This window comes from Halostella sp. PRR32 (assembly GCF_034808085.1).
GTDB lineage: Archaea > Halobacteriota > Halobacteria > Halobacteriales > Natronoarchaeaceae > Halostella > Halostella pelagica.
The window spans coordinates 1-263 of the sequence record NZ_JAXHGL010000167.1 but is presented as its reverse complement, the minus strand read 5'-3'; the positions used below and the strand labels follow the sequence as shown (position 1 = coordinate 263).

Sequence of the window (263 nt, the reverse complement as noted above, 5' to 3'; positions counted from 1 at the left end):
CACGAGGACCGCGACCCTCGGTCTCGACCCTGCGACCGGCGACACCCGCTGGCGGACCGCTCACGCCGACCCGGAGCTCTTCGCCGGTCGTCCCGTCGTCCACGACGACGTCGCGTACGTCCCAGCCGGCCTCTCCCTGCTCGCGCTCGACGTCGACGACGGCGGCGAACGCTGGCAGCACACCACCGGCCTCGAGACGACCACCACGCCCGCCGTCACCGACGACGCCGTCTACTACGGCGACGCCGACACGAACCTCTACG

The 263-nt window shown here is 72.6% G+C and carries 1 protein-coding gene; it reads left to right on the top strand.

From position 1 onward, the window contains the following. A partial coding sequence (locus SM753_RS20770; protein WP_323192950.1) for a PQQ-binding-like beta-propeller repeat protein occupies positions 1-263 on the top strand: 263 nt, incomplete at both ends.